A 20,498-nucleotide genomic window follows, 5' to 3' on the forward strand; every position below is an offset into this window, starting at 1 on the left:
GGCCTATGATGTTTGAAACGCTGACCGCCCCCGAGGCTGATAAAATCATCCGTCTGATGGGAATTTTTGCCGCTGACCCGCGCCCTGAAAAAATCGACCTTGGCGTAGGGGTCTACAGAAACGGCCAAGGACAGACCCCAATCATGGCAGCGGTCAAAGATGCCGAGCGGCGGATTTGGGACGCACAGAACAGCAAATCCTACGTCTCGCTTGCAGGCGATAAGGCCTATCTTGAGGCGGTCGAAGAGTTGCTATTTTCCACACGCGGGGCGAAAGCCACGATTGCAACACCTGGTGGAACGGGGGCGTTGCGCCAATGTTTTGAGGCGCTCAAATATCTGCGCCCAGACCTGACGGTATGGCTGCCAGAACCAACATGGCCCAACCACGCCTCAATCCTGCGCTATTTGGGTCTGCAGGTTCAGACCTATCGCTTCCGCGATGAGGCAACAGGCGGGTTGGATCACGCAGGCCTGATGGCGGATCTGGCACAAGTGGCACAAGGGGATGCCGTGGTCATCCACGGCTGCTGTCACAATCCAACGGGGATTGAACCAACCCCAGACACATGGCACGACATCGCCGTGACACTGGCCAAGCGCGGGGCCTTGCCCGTGATTGATATGGCCTATCTGGGATTTGGCAGTGGGATTGAACAAGATCGTGCAGGTTTAGATGTGATCTGCGCTGAATGCCCTGAAGTTTTGGTGGGGTTTTCAGCCTCTAAATCCTTTGGGCTGTATCGGGATCGCGTGGGTGCGGTTCTGGCTCAATGCCACAGCCCTGCCATTCAATCTGAGATGCAAGGCTTGCTGACATGGCTTAATCGCCAGAATTACGCCTTTCCCCCAGATCATGGGGCGCGGGTGGTGCAAGTGATTTTGGATGATCCCGAACTGCGTGCCAACTGGGTGGCCGAGCTATCGGCGATGCGTCACGAGATCGACGCGAACCGCCAATGCTTTGCCAATGATTTACGTCAGCACCAAATGGGTCGCCTCGCAGATCAAATCGCGGAACAACGCGGGATGTTCTCGCTGCTGGGCCTCAGCCCCGATGACGTGCGTCAGCTGCACGAAACGCGGGGGATTTATCTGGTTGAGGACAGTCGCGTCAATCTTGCGGCAATGACACCCACGGCCAGCCGCATCGTGGCAGAAGCCATTTCAACGCTTGCACAAGCTGGGCAATCAGAATAGAGCGCGCCCTGTCCCGCGATGCGCGCGGGGCCAAGTCTCCGACTACCTTGTCAAAACGGATGAACATTATGAAATCTTCCTATCTTCCTGGCATCCTTGCCATGGCGGCCATCGTTTTGGCCTCAAATATCCTTGTGCAGTTTCTATTCGGAAATTGGCTGACATGGGGTGCCTTTACCTATCCACTGGCCTTTTTGGTCACTGACATCATGAACCGCGTCTATGGTGTCGCCGCCGCGCGGCGCGTTGTGTTTGCGGGTTTTGTGACGGGCGTGATCTGCTCTCTCATCGGCACGCAAATCATGGGCGAGTTTGGGCCATTGGTGACGTTGCGTATTGCTCTTGGTTCTGGCCTTGCGTTCCTCGTGGCGCAGTTGATGGATGTGGCCATATTTGACCGCCTGCGCGCAGGCGCATGGTGGCGCGCGCCTGTCGTCTCGACCTTGGTTGGGTCTAGCCTTGATACCGCGCTGTTCTTCACCATCGCATTTTCAGCAAGCCTCAGCTTCCTTGAACCTGCCAATGATGTCTCTTGGGCGGGCGATATCTTGCCCATCTTGGGCCACGGCCCCGAAGCGCCGCTGTGGGTATCCCTTGCCATTGCTGACTGGTTGGTCAAGCTCGCGCTCGCGCTGATAGCGCTTGTGCCATTCCGCCTGATTACCCGCAAAGTTTTGGCACAGGTTGCGTAAAAACTTTTGACAAACACAAAATATGTGGCAACCTGTGTATAACAGTAACGTAATGAAAGGAGGTGATCCAGTGTCTAGAGAGGTATTGGAGAAAGGGTTCGGGACAGCGATGGAGGTGCGCCTTTAAGCAGCCTTAAGGGTGATAACCGAAATGGCTGGGCGATGATTTCCTAACCGCGCCCACCTCCTGATTTCTCGAAGGGCCGCTTGCAAGAGCGGCCCTTTTCGATGAGAGGTTTCCCATGACTGAGATAGATCATCTTGCATTGGCCCACCGCGAGGGCCTGCCCGATGCGCTGCGCATTCTGTTGCAGGATTACCCGCGCGAGACATGGCAAGCGCATCCAAATTTTGGTGGCTTGGTCGCATTCTGGTTGGATCGCCACCTTATGTTCCGCAGACTTGACGCCATGTTGACCGATGCTGTGCAACAGGCGCTAGATCGCAACAATGATCCGCAAAACTTTGCGCGCAACCTGTCTCGCTTTGGTGGGATGCTTCTTGAGCAATTGCACGGCCATCACACGATCGAAGATCAGCATTATTTTCCGTTGCTTGTGCAAAAAGAGCCCAAACTTGAACGTGGTTTTGATATTCTTGACCGTGACCACCACGCGCTTGATCCGCTGTTGGCGGATTTTGCTACGGCAGCGAATGGGGCGATTAGGGGCGCGCTTGCGGGTAAAGGACCAGATGCAATTGCCCCTCTTGAGCGAGAGATGGCCCGCCTGTCCCGTCTGTTAGATCGGCATTTGCAAGATGAAGAGGAACTGGTGGTTCCCGTCATTCTAAAATTCGGCCCTTCGGGCCTAGACGGATAACCCAAAGACCCCGCGCTTGGGGGCTTTGGGGGAGAGTTTAAAAATCTAAGTTCTCAACACTCAGAGCGTTGGCTTGGATGAATTCGCGGCGGGGTTCTACGACATCGCCCATCAGTTTGGTGAAAATGTCATCCGCATCGGCCAGATCGTCAATTTTGACCTGCAACAAGGTGCGCGCCTCTGGGTCAAGGGTTGTCTCCCACAGCTGGCCTGGGTTCATCTCACCCAAACCCTTATAGCGTTGCAGGGTCAGGCCCTTTTCACCTTCCGCCAAAATGGCATCCAGCAATTCGGTCGGGCCATGGATGATTTGGCTACGTTCTTTACGGGCAAGATGCGCTGGCTTTGCAAAAATCTCGCGTGTTTCGGCGCTGACGGAGGAGAGCTTGCGCGCCTCGCCAGAGCGCAGAACCGCACCATCAAGGTTTCTGATTTCTTCCACCCCGCGCAAAACGCGGCTAAGGCGGATCCCATGATCTTGGGTGATACGCCCTTGCCATCCGCGCTCGTATTCCACGGCGACCAAATCAAGGCGCGCCGCGATTTGATCCGCAACACCCTGAAGATCGCTGTTCAAGCGGTCTTGATCAAAGCCGCCCGCAAGCGCGGCCTGTTCAAGGATGTGACGGGGATAATGGGTTGGGAAGGCCTCAAGAACACGGCGGAAGGCACGCGCGCCATCAACAACACGCGCTAAATCTGCGCCTGCAATTTCTTCGCCAGAGGGCATACGCAGAACCGCGCCATCAACGCCCATTTGGATCAGGTAATCATCAAGCGCTGCTTGATCTTTCAAATAGACCTCGGATTTACCGCGCGCCACCTTGTAAAGCGGCGGCTGCGCAATAAAGAGATTTCCCGCCTCAATGATCTGCGGCATCTGGCGGAAGAAGAAGGTCAACAACAGCGTGCGGATATGCGCGCCATCAACATCGGCATCCGTCATGATGACGATCTTGTGGTAGCGCAGTTTTGATAGGTCAAACTCGTCCCGCCCGATGCCTGTGCCAAGCGCGGTGATCAGCGTGCCGATCTCTTGGCTTGACAACATGCGATCAAAGCGCGCGCGTTCCACGTTAAGGATTTTCCCGCGCAGAGGCAGAACCGCCTGATTGTGCCGCGACCGGCCCTGTTTGGCGGAACCGCCGGCGCTGTCACCCTCGACCAAGAACAATTCAGATTTGGCGGGATCTTTTTCCTGACAATCCGCCAATTTACCGGGCAGGCTGGCCACATCCATTGCCGTTTTGCGGCGGGTCAACTCGCGCGCTTTACGCGCGGCTTCGCGGGCCAAAGCCGCTTCGACAATCTTGCCCACGATATTACGGGCCTCTTGGGGATGTTCTTCAAACCATTCGCCAAGCTTTTCGTTGACCAAATTCTCCACCGCAGGGCGCACTTCTGAGGACACCAATTTGTCTTTGGTCTGGCTTGAGAATTTTGGATCAGGCACTTTGACAGACAACACGCAGGTCAGCCCCTCGCGCGCATCATCGCCTGTGAAATTGACCTTTTCGCGCTTAGCGATACCCGATGTATTGGCGTAGTGGTTGATCGTGCGGGTCAGCGCACCACGAAAACCTGCCAAATGCGTGCCGCCATCACGTTGTGGGATGTTATTGGTGAAGGGCAGCACGTTCTCATGATAGCTGTCATTCCACCACATCGCGACCTCAACGCCGATGCCATCGCGTTCGCCCGACATAAAAATTGGATCTTCCAGCATTCCTGATTTGGAGCGGTCGATATATTTCACGAATTCGCGCACACCGCCCTCATAGACCATCTCGCTGCGCAAAGGTTCGGCTGGGCGTTCATCCTCAAGCACGATTTTGACGCCCGAGTTCAAAAAAGCCAATTCACGCAGACGCGTCTCTAGGGTTTTGAAACTATATTCCAAGTTCGAAAATGTGGTCAGCGAGGCGAGAAAACGCACTTCCGTGCCCTTTTCACCATCGGAGTCCCCCACAACGCGCAAATGCTCGACCGTTTCGCCACGTTCGAACTTGGCGTAATGCTCTTTGCCATTGCGCCAAATGCGCAGTTCCAGCCAATCGGAAAGGGCGTTTACAACCGACACGCCGACACCATGCAGACCGCCAGAAACCTTATAAGAGTTCTGGTCAAATTTGCCGCCTGCGTGCAGCTGGGTCATAATCACTTCGGCAGCAGATACGCCTTCCTCAGCATGCATATCCACAGGGATACCACGGCCATTATCGCGCACAGAAACTGAATTATCGGCATGAATTTTGACGGAAACTTGCGTGGCGTGACCTGCCAATGCCTCGTCAATGCCGTTATCGACAACCTCATACACCATATGGTGCAGGCCAGAGCCATCATCAGTGTCACCGATATACATACCGGGACGCTTGCGAACTGCCTCTAAGCCCTTGAGAACTTTGATGGAATCTGCGCCGTATTCCTGCGGCGCGGGCGCGTTTTCGGCCATGGGGACCTCTGCCTGTTTCTTACGCGGTTTTATAACGCGTTATTGTGGGAATGTCACGCCTTTGCCACAATATTTAGCGGTTGAACACCGCAATCGCTATAGCCACCAAGATCAGCAGGCCGCCCGCGATCTTGTTAATCCGTGTCAGCGCCACTGGGTTCGTCACAAGGCGGCGCGCACGATCCACAAAAAGCGCAAAAAACGTATTTCCAACCAATGGCACAAACATGGAGATGACCCCAATCAGGGCGATATCGGTCGCGTTAATCGTGCTGAGATCAAAGAACCCCGGCAGCATCCCCATGTAGAATAAAATCGCTTTGGGGTTGGCTAAAATCACAGCAAGGCCTGCAATGAACCCTGCCCAGACCCCATTGCGATTAAGGCGGCTATCGGCACTGATTTGGTGGCCTGCATGACGGATTAGCATGACCCCCATACCTGCAAAAACAACCACAGCGAGCCAACGCAGCGCCTCCATCACCCAATCATAGCTTGCGACAAACCATGCAAGCCCGACCAAGGCCAGAACTGACCATGCGGTATCCCCCAGTGCCACCCCCAGCATCAGGGGAAACGCCCCACGCATCCCATGCGCCAATGTGCGCGCGGTCAAGGCCAACCACACAGGGCCAGGGGTGAGAAACAGCACGAAAAGCGCGCCCGCATAGAGCGCCGTTTGGGCCAGCGTTATTGTCATTGTCCTACCTAATTGGCCGCCTCCACCCCGAGCGGCACCTCTTGCGCACGCGCGCCAAATTCCATGAACAATTCTGCGCCTGTGCCTGTCAAGAAAGCTTGGGCATTTAGCGCGCATATTTCGTCAAAGAGGGCTGCTCGCCTGTCTGCATCAAGATGTGCCGCCACTTCATCCAACAGCACCAAAGGTGCACGGCCCGTGTCCTGCTTTAATGCGCGGGCATTGGCCAAAATAAGAGAAACCAAAAGGGCCTTTTGCTCACCCGTGGAGCATTGCCGCGCTGGGGCATCCTTGACGCGATAAATCGCGCCAAGATCAGTGCGATGCGGGCCTACCAACGTGCGCCCTGCTGCCATGTCCCGTGACCGCGTGTCAGACCACAACGTGACCAAATCGGTGGGCGCGGTAAAACCCTCTCCCTCCTCCAAGGTCAGATCTGCGATAGGGAAACTGGTTTCCGCCTCCTCTTGCGCGGCAGCAATGCGGGTCAAGGCGGCGTTGCGATTGGCACATATTTGCTCTGCGGCACTCATCATCTGACGTTCAAGCGCCGCATACCAACCCGCATCGCGCACCTGATCCTTTAGCAAGCGATTGCGATCCCGCATGGATTTTTCATAGGCCAGAACCGCCTCACCATGATCTGGAAAGAAGCTCAGCGTAATGCGATCCAAAAACCGCCTGCGCCCTTCGGCTCCTTCAATCCAAAGCCGATCTTGCGATGGCACCAGCCAAACCATCCGCAAAAGGCGCGCAAGCGCCAATTGGGGCGCGGATTTCTCATCTATCTCGACCTGACGGGGGCTGCTTGGCTCGGCGCGGGTGATGATCTCATGCACAGTTTCGTCAATCTGCAGGGTCGCCGCCACGCGCCACCCAATCACCTCTGGGCGGCGGATCAAATCCTCGGACGGGGCGCGCCGCAGCCCCCGACCAGGGGACAGCATCGAAATCGCTTCTAAGATATTTGTCTTACCCGCCCCATTTGGCCCATAAATCGCAACAGGCCGCCCATCGAAAGACAGCCGCAAACCACGATGGCTGCGAAAATGCGACAGATGTAAATTCGAGATATAGGCACTCATCCCGCGCGCTCTTTCAATCTACTTGGCGCGCGCGGCGCCTCAGACCCGCATCGGCATTACAACATAGATCGCGCTGGTGTCGTTCCCTTCGCGCATCAAGGTTGGATCACCCGATGAATTGAACATGAACACAGCGTTCTCGCGATCCACTTGGCTGGCGATTTCAAGCAGGTATTTAGCGTTAAAGCCGATCTCAAGCTTTTCATCCGCATAGGCAACCGCCAACTCTTCCTCGGCCGCGCCTGCATCTGGGGCATTCACCGACAGAACCAAACGATCCTCATCAAGGGACAGTTTCACCGCGCGTGAGCGCTCGGACGACACTGTGGCAACACGATCAACTGCACGCGCGAATTCAGAGGCATCCACCTCCAATTTGCGAGTGTTTCCCGATGGGATCACGCGCTGATAATCAGGGAAGGTTCCATCAATCACCTTCGAGGTCAGCGTGATCTCAGGTGTAGCGAACCGAATTTTCGTCTCAGATACGGAAACCGCAATCACCGCATCGTCATCTTCCAACAATTTGCGGATTTCACCCACGGTTTTGCGCGGAACGATCACGCCGGGCATGGCCTCGGCACCTGTGGGCAACTCGGTATCCACGCGCGCCAAGCGGTGACCATCTGTGGCAACCGCGCGCAGCATCCGTCCCTCTTCACCTTCGGCAATATGGAAATAAACGCCGTTGAGATAATAGCGTGTTTCCTCAGTCGAAATCGCGAATTTGGATTTATCGAACAAGCGGCGCAGCGCCGGCGCTTTGGCCGAGAAATTTGCACTATATTCGGACGAGGACATCACAGGAAAATCTTCCTTGGGCAATGTCGCCAAAGAGAAATTCGATCGGCCCGCCTGTACGATTAAGCGACCCGAGGCTGCATCATCACTGATTTGCACCAAGGCCCCGTCAGGCAGTTTGCGCGTAATTTCATGCAGTGTGACCGCCGAAACCGTGGTGGCACCCGCTTGTTCAACATGGGCATCCACCTTGTCCACCACCTCAATATCAAGGTCGGTGGCACGAAAGGAAACATGGCTACCATCCGCCTCGATCAACACATTCGCCAAAATAGGGATCGTGTTACGGCGTTCGACAACAGATTGGGCTTGGCTGACAGCTTTGAGCAGGGCCGCGCGCTCGATCGAAAATTTCATAGCCTCGTCTCCAACATATAGCGGGGCGCAGAGGTTACTATCTCTGCGCCGCAGCACAAGTATTTTATCAGCAATGTTTCGATTGGCACAGCCGGGGTCAATGACAATCTTTCGATTGGCATGGCTTAGTGCGGAAAATCACGCCTCCAAAAGACGGCGCAGCAATTCTGCATCTTCCACGAATTGGCTATCCGTGCTCATCAATTCTTCGATTTTACGGACGCCATGCAAAATGGTCGTATGATCACGGCCCCCAAATTTGCGCCCGATTTCTGGCAAGGATCGCGTTGTGTATTTCTTACACAAATACATCGCCATTTGCCGAGGGCGCACAATATTGCGCGCGCGATTGGGGCTCATCAAATCTGCTGGACGCACTTTGTAATAGTCGCAGGTTTTTTTGATGATTTCATCCATCGTCACCTTGCGGCTGGTCGCGCGCAAAATGTCAGAAAGGCATTCTTGGGTCAGATCTAGCGTGATCTCGGCACCAACCAGATCAGCAAAGGCGCAAAGACGCGTCAAGGCTCCTTCAAGCACCCGCACATTCGATGAGACACGATGCGCAATGAATTCCAAAACCCCGTCTGCGATTTTCAAATCACGATAGCGTTGGCGCTGTGTCTCCAGTTTGGATTGCAGAATACCAAGGCGCAATTCGTAATCGGTTGGATGTAAATCCACCACCAAGCCGCATTGCAAACGCGAGGCGATCCGACTGTCGAGATCCTCCATATCAACAGGCGCACGATCCCCTGAAATGATAATCTGTTTACCAAGTTCCACCAAAGCGTTGAACGTGTGAAAGAACTCTTCTTGCGTAGAATTCTTGCCCGCGATGAATTGCACATCATCAACCATCAAAACATCAACCGAACGGAACATCTGCTTAAAGCCGATCGTATCTTTTTCCCGCAGCGCACGGACAAAGCGATACATGAACTGTTCAGCAGATAAGTAATGAATGCGCTGGTTGGGCTTGTTTTTGGTCAACTCCCAAGCAATCGCGTGCATCAAGTGGGTCTTGCCAAGGCCAACACCGCCGTAAAGAAACAGCGGGTTAAACGCCACGGGGCCACCTTCGGCAACACGGCGCGCTGCGGCATGGGCCAACTCATTCGGTTTGCCCACGATAAAATTCTCGAACGTATAGGCAGGGTTCAAATTAGACAAAGGAATGTCCGCATCGGCGCTGATCGCGGCCGAGAGGTCAGGCGCAGATTGCACTGGCGCCCCAACTGCAGGCGTTTGCGGTGTATTAGGTGTTTGGGGCGTGCTCTGCACCAAGAATTCCAAGCGGTCTACTGCAAGCCCTGCGCCATGCAGGTGGCGCAAAATTACATCCCCAAATTTTTGCGAAACCCAAGTGCCAAAGAAATTCGTGGGGACACGGAAACGCGCGATGCGGGCATCGATGCGGTCAAACTCAATCGGCTCAATCCAAGATTTGAAGTTATTTTTTCCAATCGCCGATTGCAGTTCATTACACACATCCACCCACTTGTCGTTCGTCATTATGCACCTACGCTTATTTTTAATTTTGCCGCATGAGAACCGCCTTTCTGGCAGCTCCCACGCGGATCATCCCCGCTTAACGTTTTCAGAAAATCTGCCTGACCCATTGCAAGTCCAACGGCATAATTATGCCCGCTTGCAACGTCCAAACCGCGACAGCGAACCGTCTTGAACGATTTTTGCAAAAAAGGTGCCCACTCGCAGTTTGCGAGATCCTATTTTGCCGTTCTTAAAATACGGTCACTCTCTCGAGGGAACACAAATACGTTCGGTGCAGACGCTTGGCAACTCAGCCATAGATCAGAGCGATAACCATGCGTAGAAACGCAATAGCATCACTCAACCTCTAGGCAGATTAATCCACCCTGCGCCGCGCACAAAAATTTGCGCGCTTTGGTTTTTACACCTGTCAGCTGTCCCCCCAGACAATCTGAATCACCTTGCAAGGCTAGCGGGAGTCGCGCCCCCCTCGCAATAGAACTTCACGCTTGACACAATTCTTTTTCAAACCCGAATCTGATGCATCCGCAGAACGGCCTTGATCGACAAAGATTTTTCCAAAAAAAACGCCCGCACAGGCGGGCGAATTTGTCATAATAATTAGGTCAAAGCCCAATATTACTTGGCCGAAAGCGCCTTAACACGGGCCGACAGACGCGACATTTTCCGCGCAACCGTGTTTTTATGCAGGACACCTTTTGTCACACCGCGCATCAGCTCAGGCTGTGCATCGCGCAACGCGGCTGCAGCAACAGATGCATCGCCTGTTGCAATCGCTTCTTCAACTTTGCGCAGGTAAGTGCGAATACGCGAACGGCGCGCTTTATTTACTTCATAGCGGCGCTCATTCTGGCGGGCGCGTTTTTTGGACTGAGGCGTATTTGCCATCGGTTGATCCCTTCTCTCAGGCTCGTATCAATTAAAATGCAACGCGCGCCTGCCCAGCACCAACCACGGGTTTATAACCGGGTCCTCTGGCCAAAGCGGGCCTCACACGCATGTCTAAGGCGCGCATTACGGGAATTCTGACAGAATGTGAAGCCCTGAATCACTTGTCGCGAAACTGGGCTTCGCGCTTTTCAAGAAAGGCTGCCATGCCTTCCTTTTGATCTTCAGTGGCAAATAGCGCATGAAACAGGCGGCGTTCAAACAAAACGCCTTCACGAAGCGTGGTTTCATAGCTGCGATTGACCGATTCTTTGACAGCCATCACAGTGACCATGGATTTCTCAGCAATCTTGGCCGCCGCCCCCATGACCTCTTCCATCAATTTTTTGGCAGGGACAACACGGCTGACAAGACCTGCCCGCTCTGCTTCTTCAGCGGTCATGAAGCGGCCTGTCAGATGCATATCCATCGCTTTCGACTTACCTACAAAACGGGTGAGGCGCTGCGTGCCGCCGATCCCCGCGACAATGCCCAAATTGATCTCAGGCTGTCCGAATTTTGCCGTGTCCGCGGCAATGATGAAGTCGCACATCATCGCCAATTCGCATCCCCCGCCCAAGGCATAACCCGCAACGGCGGCAATAATGGGCTTGCGACAGCGCAGTAATTCTTCGGTCTCAGTTGTGAATAAATCGCCTGCGAATACATCGACAAAGCTTTTCTCGGACATTTCTTTGACATCTGCCCCAGCGGCAAAGGCCTTATCCGAGCCAGTAATAACGATTACACGAACCTTATCATTAGAATTGGCGGATTTAATGACCTTGGACAATTCGCCGAGCAACTGAATGTTCAGCGCGTTCAACGCATCAGGTCTGTTCAGCTTGATTAGGCAGACATGGTTTTCAATGTCCACAATCAGGGTTTCATAGGCCATCGCCAGTCAATCCTCGCAGGTTCGCATTCGCGGCAGGGTTAACAGGATAAGCCAAAAGTTGAAACTACCTTTGGCAGGCAGGGCAGTAGAAACTTGACCGCCCCGATTGCACAATACGGCGGATCACGCCCGCGCATCCCGACTTGAGGCAAGGCTGGCCTTCGCGGTCATAGGCTTGGAATCCATGCTGGAAATATCCTAATTCCCCATCTGCTTGGCGATAGTCACGCAAGGATGACCCGCCCGCTTCAAGTGCCTCGGATAAAACCTCGCAAATGATTGGGACAAGAGACGCAACACGCGCGGGTGCAATTCGACCTGCTTGACGGGTTGGGGATATCCCCGCGCGAAACAGGGATTCGCAAACATAGATATTTCCCAAGCCCGCCACGATCCGCTGGTCGAGCAATGCCGCCTTGATCGGTGTTTTGCGCCCAGACAGCGCATCGACCAAATAGCGTTCATCAAACTGGTTACCCAAAGGTTCTGGGCCGATCTCGCGGATCAACCAATGATCCGCCTCACCCGCAGTCGCAAACAAATCCATCGCACCAAATCGGCGTGGATCGTTAAAGGTGACACGCGCGCCTTGTGCCATTTCGAAAACAACGTGATCATGTTTTTGAGGGGCAGGATGGCCATGCACGAACTGCGCAAGTGTCTCGCGCGCGCCTTCAGCCAGCGAAATCAACATTCGCCCCGACATGCCCAAATGGATCAAGACAGTCGTGCCGCGATCTAAATCCATTAAGATGTATTTCGACCGCCGCCGCAAACGCAGGATACGCGCTCCAGAAACATCCCGCGCCATATTGGCAGGGAATGGCCAACGCAAACCCTCACGATTGAGGCGCAATTCTGTGATCACCTGCCCCTCCATGACGGGGATAAGACCACGACGCACTGTTTCCACTTCGGGAAGTTCTGGCAAATTCTTCACTCCTTGTTCCAAGCGTCGCATTGTCAGCCGGCCCTTGCTGCCTATAAGAGAGGGGAGTTGAGAAGGAGGGCAAGGCCCGATGACATCGAAAGATGAAAGCCAAGACAGCCGCACCACCCATTTCGGTTTCCAAACCGTGGGCGAGGATGAAAAGGCAGGCATGGTGCATGGCGTGTTTTCCAATGTGGCAAGCCGCTATGATGTGATGAATGATGTCATGTCCGCAGGTATTCACCGCGTTTGGAAAGATGCGATGATGGATTGGCTTGCCCCGCGCGCGGGTCAGGACTTGCTCGATGTTGCGGGCGGGACGGGCGATATCGCTTTCCGCTTTCTCAAACGCGCGCCTTCTGCGAAGGCAACAGTGCTTGATATGACGCAATCCATGCTGATCGAGGGGCAAAAGCGCGCTGAAGCCGAGCATATGGCCGACAGCCTGAATTGGATTGTGGGCGATGCCATGGCGCTGCCCTTTGAAAACAATCGTTTTGACGTCTACACCATCAGCTTCGGCATCCGTAACGTGACCCGAGTGCAGGATGCGCTGAATGAGGCGTTTCGTGTCCTCAAATCTGGTGGACGCCTGATGGTTTTGGAATTCAGCCAATTGCCGAATACGGGCTTGCAAAAGCTATATGATCTCTATTCATTCAATGTGATCCCGCGCATGGGTCAGATGATTGCCAATGATCGCGACAGCTATCAATATTTGGTCGAGTCGATCCGTAAATTTCCCGATCAAGAGACCTTTGCAGGGATGATCCGCACCGCTGGGTTTGAGCAAGTATCCTATCGTAATCTCAGCTTTGGCATCGCCGCGCTGCATTCTGGTTGGAAAATTTAACCGATGCGCGGGCCACATAATATTTGGCGTGTTATCCGCACAGGCGCCACATTCGAGCGCACAGGTGCGATGCGTGTGGCGCTTGAGGCGCTGAAGGCGCCGCGATCCTTGCGCATTGCAGCAAGGGTTTTGGGCCTGCCGTTTACATGGCTGGGGCATCGCGGTGACCCCGCCCTACCACCTGTAACACGGGCGCTGACGGCCCTTGGCCCTGCCTATATCAAATTTGGGCAAATTCTATCGACCCGCCCTGATGTGGTGGGTTCAGAATTGGCGCAACAATTGCGCGTGCTGCAAGATAAGCTGCCACCCTTCTCGACAGAGCGCGCCAAAAAGGTCATTTCCGATGAATTGGAAATTCCTGTCGACCAATTATTCAGCGCCTTTTCCGAGCCAGTCGCAGCCGCCTCTATCGCGCAAGTGCATCAAGCGACCTTGGCTGAGACAGGACAAGAGGTTGCAGTTAAGGTGTTACGCCCCCAAATCGTGCGCGCCTTTCGCAAAGATATCGATGCCTTTTACCTGATCGCGTGGCTGGTCGAAACCCTTGCACCTGCCACGCGGCGGTTGCGTCCACGTGAAGTGGTCGAGCATTTCGAAGGTGTGGTTCTGCAGGAACTTGATCTGAGGATCGAAGCTGCCGCAGCAGGGGAATTTGCGGCCAACACGGCAAATGACGAAGGCTTTGATGTGCCTCAAATTCAATGGGGCCTGTCATCGCGGCAGGTGATGACGATGAGTTGGGCCAAAGGTGTGCCGCTTGGCGATGTCGCAGCGATTGACGCGGCAGGCTTTGACCGCCGCGCCTTAGCTGCGCGCGTGCTGCAGATGTTCCTACGCCACGCTCTGCGGGATGGCTATTTCCATGCCGATATGCACCAAGGAAATCTCAAAGTTTCACCTGTGGGTGACATTGTGGCCTTGGATTTCGGAATCATGGGGCGGCTCGATGAATACACGCGCCGCGTCTACGCCGAAATTTTGATGGGCTTTATTCGCAAAGATTACCGCCGCGTGGCAGAGGTGCATTTTGAAGCGGGATATGTGCCCGCCGATCGCGATGTTGATCAATTCGCGCAAGCCCTCAGATCGGTTGGCGAGCCAATTTTCGGCATGGATGCAAGCCGCATTTCCATGGCACGACTTCTGTCATATCTCTTTGATGTGACTGAAAAATTTGGCATGGAAACGCGCACTGAACTGATCTTGCTGCAACGCACAATGGTTGTTGTTGAGGGGGTTGCGCGCTCCCTTGATCCACATATCAATATTTGGGATGTGGCAAAGCCCGTGGTCGAAGATTACATCGCCCGCAACATTGGGCCTAAAGCCGTAATCGCCGACCTTCTGAAAACGGCAAAGGTGCTCGCGCGGTTCGGGCCACGCTTGCCAGATTTAGCTGAGGCGGCGCTGCTTGCGCAGGTCAACACCAAACCCACAAAGCCTGTCTCAAGGTGGAAGGAGCGTGTGGCCTATGGCGCGCTCGGCTTTGGTTTGGCGGGGGGAATTTTGGCAATCGCTGAATTTCTATAGGCGTCTTTATGGCATGCGCAGCGCCTCAACCTGATCGGCGGCGATTTCAACCCCACCTGCCATAACCAGGCGCAGTTGATCCCCCTCCATCCGCGCTTCATGAATGCGGGCAAATACGGGGACAGGTTCGGTTTTTGGAACCTCCTCCCCCTCGATATAGGCGCGCGTCTCAAATCGATAGGTGCCATTCGGCAAAGCGGCGCCTGCCTCTGTTTCACCCGTCCATCTGAGCCGTCCCCCTGCAGGGTCAATTGCTTGGGTTTGCACAACTTGGCCCCCGGAATTCATCACCACCAATTCCATCCGCGCGGCACGATCATTTTGCGCCACGGAGAGCTCGGAAAAGGGGCTTTCGCCGCCAAATGCGCCCTCGCCACCACCAGAAACTCAGGCAATTGGAACATTGGGGCTAAAATAATCTGCGATACCCTTGCGCTGCTGCTCGGTTGTGGCGTTCAAAAGCCACATCAACATAAAGAACGCCATTATCGCGGTCACAAAATCCGCATAGGCCACTTTCCACGCGCCGCCGTGATGACCATCCCCGCCAACAACCTTTTTCCGTTTAATGATAATGGGGCGATTTTTCAGATCATCAGCCATAGGCGGCATCCACATTCCCAAAGACAAAGCCTCACGAGCCCATAGCGTAATGCGAGAAACTTTAGGATCGGGTAAACGGCTTTTGCACTTCCCCCTAAGCCGTGGTTAACTGCGCGAAAGAACAATCTGCTCATATAGGATGGCATAACGATGGCGCGGATGATTTACATTCTCAATGGCCCAAACCTTAATCTCTTGGGCAAGCGAGAGCCGCATATTTACGGGCATGAAACCCTTGAAGATGTTGAACGGCGGTGTAAGGCGCTGCTTCCCGAAGGGTTTGATCTCTCTTTGCGCCAATCAAATCACGAAGGCCAACTCATTGACTGGATCCATGAGGCGCGCGAAGCCGCCTGTGGTATTGTCATCAATCCAGGCGCTTATACCCATACCTCAATCGCAATTTATGATGCGCTTTGTGCCTATGAGGGGCCAGTGATTGAGGTGCATATATCGAATGTTCATAAACGTGAAGCGTTTCGCCATCATTCCTATGTCTCTGGGCGTGCCGAAGGCGTGATCGCAGGGCTTGGGCTTGACGGATATGAGGCCGCCACGCGGCGCATCGTGACCCTAAATGGCGCGTAATTAGCCCACGCGACGGTCATGCCATAGCTTTCGGATATAGGTTTCCACAGTCGCGCCAAGCATATCATTGCGGCGGGGCAAATCTGACTGCGTGTCCCCTGTTGGCGCTGTTTCAATCAACTCAAGCTGGCCATTTTCATGTTCGGCAATCGCGTGATGCGGCCCGTCACGGCGCACCCATGAGCCACAATTGGCGAACACACCCCCGCCGGCTTGGTTCAATTCAGGCATATGACTGTGGCCGCAAATGATGCCGTCCAACCCGTCACGCGCAGCGCGCTCAAGCGCGAGCCGTTTGAAGGACTGACCCAAAAGCGGCATCCCCCCTTCAATGGATTTGCGCAAAGACCATCGTTTTTTTCGGCTGGCCACCTCTGAGATACGGCGCGGGTTGATAGGCTGAACATAGCCTTTCTCAGTCAACCACGACCAAAGATTATCCAAGGATTTAGACGACCCTTTGACCAGACGATTGTCAAATTGATCGCCGTGCATGACCAAATACCGCCGCCCATCAGCCGCCAAATGGATCACCCGCTCCTCAATCCGAAGCCCGAATTTTCGCAAAATCAATGGTCGGAGAACCGTGGGTAAAATCTCGCGCAACTTTTCGTCATGATTGCCCGTGATGACCGTCACCCGCACACGTTCATCGCGGCGCAGGCGTAATATCTCGCTCAACACGTTCTGACAATCGTCATTCCAGAACCAACGCTTTTCTAATTTCCAGCCATCAATCACATCGCCAACCAAAAACAGGTTGCGGAATTCATAGCGCGCCAAGAGCCTCCGAACGGCTGCAAGATCAGCCGCTTTGTGGCCCATATGCAGATCAGAGAGAAACAAACTTCTGATCTTGATTGGCTGACGGCGCGGATCAGCCATGGCTCTCGCAGACAAGGTTCTTGTGGAACACATCGGCCACTTCCGGCCATGAATAGCGCGCCTTGGTTTTGTCATGCCGTTCTTGCGGGCTACCTTTGGCAGCAAGAGCGCGGCGCACAGCATCAGCAAGATCAGTGTCACTGATCGCCCCAAGGGTCGGATCGTGACCCATAATGTCGGATGGGCCTGGTTCGTCAAAGGCCGCAATTGGCAAGCCTGAGGCCAACGCCTCAATCAAAACAATTCCAAACGTGTCAGTGCGCGAAGGAAATACGAAAACATCCGCATCCCGATAGGCATCGGCCAAAGCGCGCCCTGTTAAGCTGCCTGTAAACCGCACGCTGCCATAGGCTTTGCGGAGATGTGACAAAAGCGGGCCATCCCCCACAACGATTTTTTCCGCTGCAATGGGAAGCGCAAGGAAAGCTTCGATATTCTTCTCTTTAGATACGCGCCCCACATAGAGAAGCCTTGGAGGCTCGGCGCGCTTTGGATGGGGGACGGGATAGAACAGATCATAATCTACACCACGCAACAACCGCACCATCGGCGCGGTAAACCCGCTATCTCGCAACTGCTGCTCAATCCGCGCAGTCGCAACAAATACACAGGTCGAGGCATTGTGAAATTTACGCAAAACGGACATGACACTCCGCTCAGCGAAACTGCTCAAAAATTTGGGAACGCGCAGCGCAATATATCGGGCAAAATCGGTGTGGAAGGCCGTGGTGAATGGAACGCCGCGCGCCGTGCAATAGCGCCAAGCCGCCCAACCCAGTGGGCCTTCAACCGCGATATGGATTGCATCTGGCGCATACTCTTCAATCAATCGGCGCAAAGGGCGCGCGGGTAAGATTGCCAGTTCAATCTCTTTGTAAAACGGCAGCGCAATCCGCCGAAAATCTTCTGGGCCAATGACCTGAACATCCACATTGCGCGCTTCAAGCGCAGCGATGATATTTTGGTAAGTGCGCACCACACCATTGATCTGGCCGCCCCATGCGTCCGAAATGATCAAAACACGTTTTGGCATTGGCGCTGTTGAGGTGCCGCCCATAGTCGCCCCGCTGATCCGCCATCAAACTTCGTCCCAGATGGCGCGTCTTTGTGACAGGTGCGTGTCAACTTGTGCAAAAAGCCAAAAATTTCTGAGATTTTCTATATCTTCACAACAGCGCAGGCTTCGGTCTTTATGGGGCAACCATATTTTGCGAGATGGATCATGACGACAGCTTATCGCCCCGCCCATGAATTGATGGATGAAATCGCCAAAGGCAGTCTTTCTCCAAGCGCGCTGATGGAAGAAAGCTTGGCGCGCATCGCGGCGATCAATCCCAAGATCAATGCCATCGTGGCGCTCCGTGATGAAGCTGCCTTGATGGACGAGGCCCGCGCCATGGACGCGGCCCCTCTAAAAGGGCCACTGCATGGCCTGCCTTTTGCTGTGAAAGATTTGGTTGCCACCAAAGGGATCACAAGCAGCTGGGGATCACCGATTTTCAAAGATTTCGTACCGAGCAAAGACGACCTTCTTGCAGCGCGCCTCAGGGCCGCTGGTGCGATTTTAATCGGCAAGACGAATGTGCCTGAGTTCGGTTTAGGATCGCACAGCTTTAATCCCCTCTACGGCACAACCAAAAACCCGTATGATTTAGAAAAATCGGCAGGCGGGTCATCGGGCGGCGCAGGTGCGGCTTTGGCGGCGGGTTTGGTCAGTCTTGCCGATGGATCAGACATGATGGGCAGCCTGCGCAATCCGGCCGCATGGAATAATCTATATAGCCTAAGGCCCACGCATGGTCTGGTGCCCGCCGAACCCCAAGGCGAAATGGTCATGCATCCCTTGTCTACCGATGGGCCAATGGCACGCAACCCACAAGATTTGGCACTTTTGTTGAATGTCCTTGCAGGGCCTGATCCGCGCGTGCCGTATCATTGGCCCAAATGTGACTTTCAAAACCTGCCGCATTTCTCTGGGGCCAAAATTGCATGGCTTGGCGATTGGGGTGGGGCCTTAGCTTTGGAGCCTAGCCTAATCACCCATCTCGAGGCCTCTTTGGCAATTCTGTCCGAAGCAGGTGCCACAGTTGCGCCAGACAAACCACCTTTCCCATTCGAGAAGATTTGGGCCTCATGGTGCAGGCTTCGGCATTTTGCAATCTTGGGAAAATTGGGGGGCTATGCGTCCAATCCTCTCCAACGCGACCTGCTAAAACCCGAAGCGATTTGGGAGATTGAGGGCGGTCAATCTCTAACCCCTGCCGATATTCTCGCCGCAAGTGCGGATCGATCTGACTGGCTACGCGCCGCTGCGCGCAGCTTTGAAAGCTTTGATTTCCTAGCCCTCCCCGCAACGCAGACATGGCCCTTTGCGGCAGAGCTACGCTATCCCGAGGCGATCAATGGCCGTGCAATGGATACCTATCACCACTGGATGGCGGTCGTCACACCCGCAAGCCTTGGCGGCTTACCCGCCCTAACCCTGCCAGCTGGTTTTGGTGAAACAGGCCTTCCCGCGGGCATTCAAATCATCGGGCCAAAAGGATCAGACGCGCAGCTTCTGGCGCTCGCCAATGCCTATCACAGCGTCAATCCGTGGAAGGACAAACGCCCCACACTGTAACCGCCACCACTCAATCAAGACCCGCGTCAAGCGATGAAGGCAATATCTAACGCCGCCTTCCAACCCGTCCAACTGGGGCTTTGGATTGGGGGCGGCGAATATGTGGGCCATATCACTTTCAGGCCGCCGTAAACCGAAGTTATAAATTCAAAGTTTGGATCAAAACATAACCATAGTCCAATAGCCCACGGCAGGCCTAAGCCGCAAATCTACACGAGGCGACTCAAGCTTTGAGTCTTTCGGCCAGATGGAGGCCATCTCGTGAATACACTTCTGATTGAACAAAATAATGGCGGGCCGATAGCAACTTGGCGTTTAAGAACGTCCGAACAAGGCCGAATTTCTCATTCGCGTATAGTTATATCCAATTGATTTATCTGCGTGGTGGCCTGGAGTGTAAATATTTGAAGGCAAAGCGCGCGCGCGCGGGCGGGAGCAAACACGCAGCCACGCGCGTATGAGACGGTTGATTCAATCTGGTTTGGTTCAGCGATTAGACGATGGGACATTGACTCCTAACACTTAGCTTATCAACTCTATCAACCCTATCAACGGTGGTGGACAAGGTTGATAGGGTTGACGGATAGTTTACTTGAAAACATACAACGAATATTTATGCTCTTTTTGATGAAAAAATTGGAGGCAATCATGTTTCGTAGGAAATTCGTAAAACTGGCGCTAACGACTACTTCCATCAGCACAGTCGCAGCATCAAGTTTGTGGGCGCAGTCGGCTCCAAGCGCGCCATCCGCACCAAGCGCGCCAAGCGCGCCATCTGCACCAAGCGCGCCATCTGCACCAAGCGCGCCATCCGCACCAAGTGCACCATCTTCCCCGAGTGCGCCATCTGGTCCGGACGATGAGCTTGAAGGTGAGGATGCTAACGATCTTCTACTGAGGCAAAGACAACTTGATGGCATTGAAGCAGAGCTTGCAGATGATGGCCTCGAGGTCGTCTCACAAGATAATATTGATGCAGTGTTGGAGGACTTCCAGTGAGGCACTTCTCTCTTCTTTTTGCAGGATTACTGT

General features: G+C 54.2%; 19 protein-coding genes and 1 pseudogene. 8 read left to right on the forward strand and 12 right to left on the reverse strand.

The genetic code is table 11. The features are described from left to right. The first annotated feature begins 8 nt into the window (after positions 1-8). The 3 genes from AAC636_RS00460 to AAC636_RS00470 all read left to right on the forward strand — a co-directional run bounded on the left by AAC636_RS00460 (position 9) and on the right by AAC636_RS00470 (position 2,712). The gene (locus AAC636_RS00460) at positions 9-1,199 is read left to right on the forward strand and encodes an amino acid aminotransferase (RefSeq protein ID WP_340299979.1); all 1,191 of its coding nucleotides are present in this window, start codon (positions 9-11) and stop codon (positions 1,197-1,199) included. Positions 1,200-1,267: 68 nt separating this feature from the next. Then, entirely contained in the window at positions 1,268-1,891 is a 624-nt protein-coding gene (locus AAC636_RS00465) for a queuosine precursor transporter (RefSeq protein WP_317657216.1), read from the forward strand. A gap of 242 nt (positions 1,892-2,133) precedes the next feature. Next, on the forward strand, positions 2,134-2,712 hold the full coding sequence (locus tag AAC636_RS00470; RefSeq protein WP_340299980.1) for a hemerythrin domain-containing protein: 579 nt from the start codon (positions 2,134-2,136) through the stop codon (positions 2,710-2,712). Positions 2,713-2,749: 37 nt separating this feature from the next. On the opposite strand, the gene gyrB is transcribed toward AAC636_RS00470, so the two are convergent. The 8 genes from gyrB to mutM form a co-directional block, all read right to left on the reverse strand. Next, positions 2,750-5,167, reverse strand: coding sequence for a DNA topoisomerase (ATP-hydrolyzing) subunit B (gene gyrB / locus AAC636_RS00475; RefSeq protein WP_340298251.1), 2,418 nt, complete (start codon positions 5,165-5,167; stop codon positions 2,750-2,752). A gap of 73 nt (positions 5,168-5,240) precedes the next feature. Continuing rightward, positions 5,241-5,867 carry a LysE family translocator gene (locus AAC636_RS00480; RefSeq protein ID WP_340299981.1) on the reverse strand — a complete coding sequence of 209 codons (627 nt, stop codon included), beginning with the start codon at positions 5,865-5,867 and terminating at the stop codon, positions 5,241-5,243. Positions 5,868-5,875: 8 nt separating this feature from the next. After that, the gene (gene recF, locus AAC636_RS00485) at positions 5,876-6,952 is read right to left on the reverse strand and encodes a DNA replication/repair protein RecF (protein WP_340299982.1); all 1,077 of its coding nucleotides are present in this window, start codon (positions 6,950-6,952) and stop codon (positions 5,876-5,878) included. Between the two features lie 39 nt (positions 6,953-6,991). After that, positions 6,992-8,110, reverse strand: coding sequence for a DNA polymerase III subunit beta (dnaN, locus tag AAC636_RS00490; RefSeq protein WP_317657211.1), 1,119 nt, complete (start codon positions 8,108-8,110; stop codon positions 6,992-6,994). 138 nt (positions 8,111-8,248) lie between these two features. Next, positions 8,249-9,625, reverse strand: coding sequence for a chromosomal replication initiator protein DnaA (gene dnaA, locus AAC636_RS00495; RefSeq protein WP_340299983.1), 1,377 nt, complete (start codon positions 9,623-9,625; stop codon positions 8,249-8,251). Between the two features lie 618 nt (positions 9,626-10,243). Beyond that, on the reverse strand, positions 10,244-10,513 hold the full coding sequence (rpsT, locus tag AAC636_RS00500; protein WP_317657210.1) for a 30S ribosomal protein S20: 270 nt from the start codon (positions 10,511-10,513) through the stop codon (positions 10,244-10,246). A gap of 160 nt (positions 10,514-10,673) precedes the next feature. After that, positions 10,674-11,450: an enoyl-CoA hydratase gene (locus AAC636_RS00505; RefSeq protein ID WP_317657209.1), complete on the reverse strand. Its 777-nt coding sequence runs from the start codon at positions 11,448-11,450 to the stop codon at positions 10,674-10,676. Between the two features lie 64 nt (positions 11,451-11,514). Beyond that, positions 11,515-12,381, reverse strand: coding sequence for a bifunctional DNA-formamidopyrimidine glycosylase/DNA-(apurinic or apyrimidinic site) lyase (gene mutM, locus AAC636_RS00510; RefSeq protein WP_340299984.1), 867 nt, complete (start codon positions 12,379-12,381; stop codon positions 11,515-11,517). An 88-nt stretch (positions 12,382-12,469) separates the two neighbouring features. Here mutM and ubiE point away from each other — a divergent pair, with 88 nt between their 5' ends. Further along, positions 12,470-13,234, forward strand: a complete 765-nt coding sequence (gene ubiE / locus AAC636_RS00515) for a bifunctional demethylmenaquinone methyltransferase/2-methoxy-6-polyprenyl-1,4-benzoquinol methylase UbiE (RefSeq protein ID WP_340299985.1) — start codon at positions 12,470-12,472, stop codon at positions 13,232-13,234. A gap of 3 nt (positions 13,235-13,237) precedes the next feature. Beyond that, the gene (gene ubiB / locus AAC636_RS00520; RefSeq protein ID WP_340299986.1) at positions 13,238-14,767 is read left to right on the forward strand and encodes a 2-polyprenylphenol 6-hydroxylase; all 1,530 of its coding nucleotides are present in this window, start codon (positions 13,238-13,240) and stop codon (positions 14,765-14,767) included. A 6-nt stretch (positions 14,768-14,773) separates the two neighbouring features. Here ubiB and AAC636_RS12475 read toward each other — a convergent pair whose 3' ends face one another. Both AAC636_RS12475 and AAC636_RS12480 read right to left on the reverse strand, forming a co-directional pair. Continuing rightward, complete coding sequence (locus tag AAC636_RS12475; protein WP_445322527.1) at positions 14,774-15,097, reverse strand: FlgD immunoglobulin-like domain containing protein; 324 nt, start codon at positions 15,095-15,097, stop codon at positions 14,774-14,776. A gap of 60 nt (positions 15,098-15,157) precedes the next feature. Further along, positions 15,158-15,370 (reverse strand): annotated as a pseudogene (locus tag AAC636_RS12480) (flagellar motor protein MotB); the annotation flags it as partial. 150 nt (positions 15,371-15,520) lie between these two features. Here AAC636_RS12480 and aroQ point away from each other — a divergent pair. Further along, on the forward strand, positions 15,521-15,958 hold the full coding sequence (aroQ, locus tag AAC636_RS00530) for a type II 3-dehydroquinate dehydratase (protein ID WP_340243793.1): 438 nt from the start codon (positions 15,521-15,523) through the stop codon (positions 15,956-15,958). On the opposite strand, the gene AAC636_RS00535 is transcribed toward aroQ, so the two are convergent. Next, the gene (locus AAC636_RS00535; protein WP_340299987.1) at positions 15,959-16,843 is read right to left on the reverse strand and encodes a UDP-2,3-diacylglucosamine diphosphatase; all 885 of its coding nucleotides are present in this window, start codon (positions 16,841-16,843) and stop codon (positions 15,959-15,961) included. It lies immediately after the preceding gene. Further along, positions 16,836-17,876 (reverse strand): glycosyltransferase family 4 protein, encoded by a 1,041-nt coding sequence (locus AAC636_RS00540; RefSeq protein WP_340299988.1) that lies wholly within the window; start codon positions 17,874-17,876, stop codon positions 16,836-16,838. The genes AAC636_RS00535 and AAC636_RS00540 overlap by 8 nt, the downstream gene beginning before the upstream one ends. 189 nt (positions 17,877-18,065) lie before the next feature. On the opposite strand from AAC636_RS00540, the gene AAC636_RS00545 reads away from it, so the two are divergent. Beyond that, positions 18,066-19,466 carry an amidase gene (locus AAC636_RS00545; RefSeq protein WP_340299989.1) on the forward strand — a complete coding sequence of 467 codons (1,401 nt, stop codon included), beginning with the start codon at positions 18,066-18,068 and terminating at the stop codon, positions 19,464-19,466. Between the two features lie 576 nt (positions 19,467-20,042). Next, positions 20,043-20,465 (forward strand): hypothetical protein, encoded by a 423-nt coding sequence (locus tag AAC636_RS00550; protein WP_340299990.1) that lies wholly within the window; start codon positions 20,043-20,045, stop codon positions 20,463-20,465. The last annotated feature ends 33 nt before the right edge of the window (positions 20,466-20,498 follow it).

Source organism: Roseobacter sp. HKCCD5988 (genome assembly GCF_037830355.1).
Taxonomy (GTDB): domain Bacteria; phylum Pseudomonadota; class Alphaproteobacteria; order Rhodobacterales; family Rhodobacteraceae; genus M30B80.

Bases quoted from the DNA above. Each gene is read 5' to 3' on its own strand.
- AAC636_RS00460 (WP_340299979.1), top strand. From the start codon at position 9: ATGTTTGAAACGCTGACCGCCCCCGAGGCTGATAAAATCATCCGTCTG.
- AAC636_RS00465 (WP_317657216.1), top strand. From the start codon at position 1,268: ATGAAATCTTCCTATCTTCCTGGCATCCTTGCCATGGCGGCCATCGTT.
- AAC636_RS00470 (WP_340299980.1), top strand. From the start codon at position 2,134: ATGACTGAGATAGATCATCTTGCATTGGCCCACCGCGAGGGCCTGCCC.
- gyrB (WP_340298251.1), bottom strand. From the start codon at position 5,167: ATGGCCGAAAACGCGCCCGCGCCGCAGGAATACGGCGCAGATTCCATC.
- AAC636_RS00480 (WP_340299981.1), bottom strand. From the start codon at position 5,867: ATGACAATAACGCTGGCCCAAACGGCGCTCTATGCGGGCGCGCTTTTC.
- recF (WP_340299982.1), bottom strand. From the start codon at position 6,952: ATGAGTGCCTATATCTCGAATTTACATCTGTCGCATTTTCGCAGCCAT.
- dnaN (WP_317657211.1), bottom strand. From the start codon at position 8,110: ATGAAATTTTCGATCGAGCGCGCGGCCCTGCTCAAAGCTGTCAGCCAA.
- dnaA (WP_340299983.1), bottom strand. From the start codon at position 9,625: ATGACGAACGACAAGTGGGTGGATGTGTGTAATGAACTGCAATCGGCG.
- rpsT (WP_317657210.1), bottom strand. From the start codon at position 10,513: ATGGCAAATACGCCTCAGTCCAAAAAACGCGCCCGCCAGAATGAGCGC.
- AAC636_RS00505 (WP_317657209.1), bottom strand. From the start codon at position 11,450: ATGGCCTATGAAACCCTGATTGTGGACATTGAAAACCATGTCTGCCTA.
- ubiE (WP_340299985.1), top strand. From the start codon at position 12,470: ATGACATCGAAAGATGAAAGCCAAGACAGCCGCACCACCCATTTCGGT.
- ubiB (WP_340299986.1), top strand. From the start codon at position 13,238: ATGCGCGGGCCACATAATATTTGGCGTGTTATCCGCACAGGCGCCACA.
- aroQ (WP_340243793.1), top strand. From the start codon at position 15,521: ATGGCGCGGATGATTTACATTCTCAATGGCCCAAACCTTAATCTCTTG.
- AAC636_RS00535 (WP_340299987.1), bottom strand. From the start codon at position 16,843: ATGGCTGATCCGCGCCGTCAGCCAATCAAGATCAGAAGTTTGTTTCTC.
- AAC636_RS00540 (WP_340299988.1), bottom strand. From the start codon at position 17,876: ATGCCAAAACGTGTTTTGATCATTTCGGACGCATGGGGCGGCCAGATC.
- AAC636_RS00545 (WP_340299989.1), top strand. From the start codon at position 18,066: ATGACGACAGCTTATCGCCCCGCCCATGAATTGATGGATGAAATCGCC.